The sequence below is a fragment of the Pseudomonas sp. CM27 genome, assembly GCF_013179515.1.
In the GTDB taxonomy this organism is placed as follows: Bacteria; Pseudomonadota; Gammaproteobacteria; order Pseudomonadales; family Pseudomonadaceae; genus Aquipseudomonas.
The window spans coordinates 1-5240 of sequence record NZ_JABMCN010000339.1; the positions used below are offsets into that span (position 1 = coordinate 1).

General features: G+C 66.4%; 3 protein-coding genes and 1 pseudogene. All 4 read right to left on the minus strand.

Translation table 11 applies throughout. From position 1 onward, the window contains the following. Positions 1-650: pseudogene (locus tag HP547_RS27165) on the minus strand (osmoprotectant NAGGN system M42 family peptidase); the annotation flags it as partial. Positions 651-779: 129 nt separating this feature from the next. After that, the gene (gene ngg / locus HP547_RS27170; RefSeq protein WP_172288518.1) at positions 780-2525 is read right to left on the minus strand and encodes an N-acetylglutaminylglutamine synthetase; all 1746 of its coding nucleotides are present in this window, start codon (positions 2523-2525) and stop codon (positions 780-782) included. A 3-nt stretch (positions 2526-2528) separates the two neighbouring features. After that, a complete protein-coding gene (locus tag HP547_RS27175) occupies positions 2529-4316 on the minus strand; it encodes an N-acetylglutaminylglutamine amidotransferase (RefSeq protein ID WP_172231180.1) in 1788 nt (595 codons plus the stop codon). Positions 4317-4538: 222 nt separating this feature from the next. Next, on the minus strand, positions 4539-5240 hold a 702-nt coding region (gene mnmC / locus HP547_RS27180; RefSeq protein ID WP_172288520.1), incomplete at its 5' end, for an FAD-dependent 5-carboxymethylaminomethyl-2-thiouridine(34) oxidoreductase MnmC.

Sequence of the window (5240 nt, forward strand, 5' to 3'; positions counted from 1 at the left end):
CAGTCGATCAGCGGCTGGCGACCGCTTTCAACAACCGCCTTCAATGCCGCCAGCAACGCTGCCACGCCAGCCTTGTCGTCCAGGTGGCGGGCACTGATATGGCCGCTTTCGGTGAACTCGGGCAGCGGGTCGAAGGCGACAAAGTCACCAATGCTCACGCCCAGCGCTTCGCAGTCGGCGCGGGTGGCGCAATAGGCGTCCAGGCGTACCTCGACGTGGTCCCAGCTGATCGGCATCTGGTCGATGGCGGTGTTGAAGGCATGCCCGCTGGCCATCAGCGGCAGCACGCTGCCACGGAACACGCCGGTGTCGGTGAATACACTGACCCGGCTGCCCTCGGCGAAGCGGCTGGACCAGCAGCCGACCGGTGCCAGGGCCAGGCGGCCGTTGTCCTGCAACTGGCGCACGCTGGCGCCAATGGTGTCCAGGTGGGCGGATACAGCGCGGTCGGGCGAGGTTTGCCGGCCCTTGAGGGTGGCGCGGATGGTGCCACGGCGGGTCAGCTCGAAGGGGATGCCCAGCTCGTCGAGGCGCTCGGCCACGTAGCGCACGATTGTGTCGGTAAAGCCCGTGGGGCTGGGGATGGCGAGCATCTCCAGGAGTACGCGCTTGAGGTAGTCGAGATCGGGTTCGGGGTGTCGTTCGGACATGTTGGGTGCTCCTTTACTCCTGTGCCGGCCTCTTCGCGGGTAAACCCGCTCCCACAGGTAAGGCGCGCCCCCAAGGGTCGGTGATATCCCTGTGGGAGCGGGTTTACCCGCGAAGAGGCCGGCACTGGTTTACGCCAAAGGCCGGCTATGCGGAAACAGCAGGTCGATAAAACGCTCGGCCGTTGGCTGCGGTTCATGGTTGGCCAACCCGGCGCGTTCATTGGCCTCGATGATCACGTACTCGGCCTGCTCGGCGTCGCGGACCATGAAGTCCAGCCCCACCACCGGAATTTCCAGTGCCCGTGCAGCGCGCACGGCGGCGTCGGCCAGCACCGGGTGCAGGCGTGCGGTCACGTCTTCCAGGGTGCCACCGGTGTGCAGGTTGGCAGTGCGCCGTACCGCCAGGCGCTGGCCGGCGGGCAACACGTCGTCATAGCCAAAACCCGCAGCGTGCAACGTGCGTTCGGTCTCGTCGTCCAGCGGGATCCGGCTCTCGCCTGCCGTAGCAGCCTGGCGCCGACGGCTCTGGGCTTCGATCAACTGGCGCACGCTGTGCTTGCCATCGCCCAGCACTTGCGCCGGGTGGCGGATGGCGGCGGCCACCACTTCATAGCCGATCACCACGATGCGCAGGTCATGCCCGCCATGGAAGCTCTCCAGCAGCACGCGGCTGTCGAACTGGCGGGCGTGGGCCACAGCGCGGGTGATATCGTCGATACAGGTCAGGTTCACGGCAACGCCCTGGCCTTGCTCGCCATCCACCGGTTTGACCACCACCGCGCCATGCTCGTCGAGAAATGCCAGGTTGTCGTCGGCGTTGCCGGCCAGTTGTTGCGCGGGCACCTGCAGCCCGGCGTTGTGCAGCGCATGCTGGGTCAGGCGCTTGTCCTGGCACAGGGTCATGGTCACGGCGCTGGTCAGGTCGCTTAGCGATTCACGGCAGCGAATGCGGCGCCCGCCCAGGCTCAGGGTGAACAGCCCGCCTGCGGCATCGTCCACCTGCACTTCGATACCTCGGCGCAACGCTTCGTCAACGATGATGCGCGCATACGGGTTCAGGTCGGCCTGTGGGCCGGGCCCCAGGAACAGGGGTTCGTTGATGCCGTTCTTGCGCTTGACCGCGAAGGTGGGCAGGTTGCGAAAGCCCAGCTTCTGGTACAGGCGCTTGGCCTGGCGGTTGTCGTGCAGCACCGACAGGTCCAGGTAGGCCAGGCCACGGCTCATGAAGTGTTCGATCAAGTGGCGCACCAGCACTTCACCCACCCCGGGACGGGTGCAGTGCGGGTCCACGGCCAGGCACCACAGGCTGCTGCCGTGCTCGGGGTCATCGAACGCCTTGCTGTGGTTGAGGCCCATGACGCTGCCGATCACCGCGCCGCTGTCTTCGTCCTCCGCCAACCAGTACACCGGGCCGCCGAGGTGCCGAGGCGTCAGCCGTTCGGCATCGACCGGCAACATGCCGCGGGCCTGATACAAGGTGTTGATGGCTTGCCAGTCGGCGGAGTTCTGCGCCCGGCGTACACGAAAACCGCGAAAAACACGCTGCGCCGGGCGATAGTCGGTGAACCACAGGCGCAGGGTGTCGGACGGGTCAAGGAACAGCTGTTGCGGCGCTTGCGCCAGCACCTGCTGCGGTGCTGCCACGTACAAGGCGATATCGCGCTCGCCCGGGCGCTCGTCCAGCAGTTCGTCGGCCAGGCTGTTCGGGTCCGGGTAGGTGTGGCCAATCAGCAACCGGCCCCAGCCGCAGTGCACGGCACGCGGCTGGTCGTGGGGCTGGCTGCCGTCGCCGGCCAGGCGCGCCTGCAGGCGCTCGTAGGACGGCGCCTGGCCGCGCAGCAGGCGCTGACCGTAAGCGATTTCGTGGGCTTTCATCGGTCAGATTCCTTGTTCGCTCAGCCACAGGTTCAGCGCAGCCAGCTGCCACAATTTGGAGCCACGCAGCGGCGTCAGCTGGCCGTGCGGGTTGCTCAGCAAGCGGTCGAGCATGGCCGGGTTGAACAAACCGCGGTCCTGGCTGGGGTCGGTCAGCAGCTCGCGCACCCAGCCCAGGGTCGCACCTTCCAGGTGCTTCAGGCCTGGGACCGGGAAGTAGCCCTTCTTGCGGTCGATCACTTCATGCGGGATCACCCGACGGGCCGCTTGCTTGAGCACCTGCTTGCCGCCGTCAGGCAGCTTGAAACGCGCTGGAATACGCGCCGACAGCTCTACCAGGCGGTAGTCGAGGAACGGCGTGCGTGCCTCCAGGCCCCAGGCCATGGTCATGTTGTCCACCCGTTTGACCGGGTCTTCCACCAGCATCACCGTGCTGTCCAGGCGCAGGGCCTTGTCCACGGCATCCGCTGCGCCGGGGCGGGCGAAATGTTCGCGCACGAAGTCGCCGGCTGCGTCGGTTTCCAGCAGCCAAGGCGCCTGTACGGTGTCGCGGTATTCGGCGTGGCTGCGGTCGAAGAAGGCGTCGCGGTAGGCCCCGAACGCATCCTCGGCGCCGTCCACCTGCGGGTACCAGTGGTAGCCGGCAAACAGCTCGTCGGCGCCCTGGCCGCTCTGCACGCCCTTGCAGTGCTTGGCCACTTCCCGCGACAGCAGGTAGAAGGCGATGCAGTCGTGGCTGACCATCGGCTCGCTCATGGCGCGGAAGGCCGCTGGCAGCTGGTCGATGATCTCGTGCTCGGCGATGCGCAACTGGTGATGGCGGGTGCCGTAATGCCTGGCGATCAGGTCGGAATACTCGAACTCGTTGCCGCGCTCGCCGCCGGCGTCCTCGAAGCCGATGGAGAAGGTCGACAGGTCGTCCACGCCCACTTCGCGCAGCAGGCCGACCAGCAAGCTGGAATCGACCCCGCCGGACAGCAGTACGCCTACGTCCACGGCGGCCCGCTGCCGAATGGCTACGGCATCGCGGGTGGCATCGAGTACTCGGGTGGTCCAGCCTTCAAGGTCCAGTTCACGCTCGTCCGGGTGGGGGCCGTAATGCAGCGTCCACCAGGTCTGGCGTTCGACTTCGCCATGGCGGTCGATGCGCATCCAGGTGCCCGGTTCCAGCTTCTGCACGTTGGCCAGCAGGGTACGCGGTGCCGGTACCACGGCATGGAAGTTCAGGTAGTGGTTGAGCGCCACCGGGTCGAGCATCGGGTCGATGTCGCCACCTTTGAGCAGCGCTGGCAGGGTCGATGCAAAGCGCAGGCGCTCGCCATTGCGCGACAGGTACAGGGGTTTGACGCCCAGGCGGTCGCGGGCCAGGAACAGGCGCTGGTTGTCGCGTTCCCAGATGGCCAGGGCGAACATGCCGTTGAGCTTGGGCAGCAAGGCCGCGCCCCAGGCATGGTAGCCCTTGAGCAGCACCTCGGTGTCGCCGTCGGACCAGAAGCTGTAGCCCAGGTCTTGCAGTTCCTGGCGCAGCTCGGGGAAGTTGTAGATGGCGCCGTTGAAGGCCAGTGACAGGCCAAGGGTGTTGTCGACCATTGGCTGCGCCGAGCCGTCGGACAGGTCCATGATTTTCAGGCGCCGATGGCCAAGGGCGATCGGGCCTTGGCTATGGAAGCCCCAGGCATCCGGGCCACGCGGGGCCAGGTGATGGGTCATGCGCTCTACCGCAGCCAGGTCGGCTGGGCGAGGGGCTTGGTCGATGGGGGTGAAACGTAACTCTCCTGCTAATCCGCACATAAGTCCTTACCGGTTTTTCCGTTGGGGAGGTGATGCCCCGGATTAGGGCACCTTAAGGAACTGACCAGGGTGGTTTGCAGGAGTTTTAGAACGATCTGTTATAAGGGTTTTCAGTTTCTGGTTGTCCGCCCTGGTTTTTGTGGCGTGGCGATAAATCCAGCGCCGCGCGGGCGGCGCTCGATTCGCAGGCGCCATGAATTCAACGGCATGCGCCCCAGGCAATCACTTTCCCCGAACCAATCGCCGCACGCCAAACCGGTTCGGATGACAACCTTCCGCCACCCCCCGCGGCAACGGCAGTGGTTCCCCGCACACCCAGGCCGCCAGCAGCTCACCGCTCAGCGGCGCGGTAATCAACCCACGCGACCCGTGCCCGCTGTTCACATACAACCCACCCAGCCAAGGGCAAGCCACATCCGGCACCTGGCGTGCATCCCGCCCCAGCACCGCATAGGCCTGGGCAAATGCCTGCGCGTCGGCCACCGGCCCGACGAGCGGCAGGTAATCCGGGCTGGTGCAACGAAACGCCGCACGGCCCTGCAACTGCTCAGGGTCCAGCTCCGCCGCGCCGAGGCGCTGGGCCAGGTCGGGTGAAATCTCATTCAGCAACGCCAGGTTGCCCTGATGCTCGGCAACCGTCGGCGTCAGGTCCTCGTTGTGGAAATCAAAGCTCGCGCCCAGGGTATGTTCATCGTCGCGCGGCGGTGCCACGTAGCCCTCCGCACACACCACCGTGCGCAGCGCCCGGCTGCTGGCGGTGGCGGCAAGGCGGGTTATCTGCCCACGGATGCGCTTGAGCGGCAGCTGCGCGCAAGGCTCGAACCGGCGTACTTCGGCCGCACCGGCCAGGATCACCACCGGTGCGCTGGCCAGCAGGCGATCGCCAGCCCAGGCCTGCCACTGCTGGTCAACCTTGCGCAGTTC